We start from the raw sequence: 312 nt of genomic DNA, 5'->3' as shown, positions 1-312 counted from the left end.
CTACGGCGACGATCATCTGTGGATTATCTACGCAGTCACTCAATATGTGAAAGAGACAGGCAATGCTGTTTTCTTGAACAAAGTGATCCCGTTCTATCAAAAAGACAAAGCGGGTAATCCTGTGGAAACAGGCACCGTTTGGGATCACTTGTGTCGCGCGATCGAATTTACGTACACCAATACGGGTGACCACGGCCTACCGTTATTAGGTTTTGCTGACTGGAATGACACGGTGAACCTGCCAACGGGTGCTGAGTCGATGATGGTAGCTAACATGTATGGTAAAGCCCTGCTTGATATGTTGGATCTCTG

Annotated in this window: 1 protein-coding gene; it reads left to right on the top strand. The window is 47.4% G+C overall.

Annotation, left to right across the window (positions count from 1 at the left end; genetic code table 11):
• Positions 1-312, top strand: a 312-nt coding sequence (locus AB4486_RS25360) for a GH36-type glycosyl hydrolase domain-containing protein (RefSeq protein WP_372119485.1), incomplete at both ends; no start/stop codon positions are given.

This window comes from Vibrio sp. 10N.222.55.C6 (genome assembly GCF_041473395.1).
In the GTDB taxonomy this organism is placed as follows: Bacteria; Pseudomonadota; Gammaproteobacteria; order Enterobacterales; family Vibrionaceae; genus Vibrio; species Vibrio crassostreae_C.
This window is presented reverse-complemented; position numbering and strand designations above follow the sequence as displayed.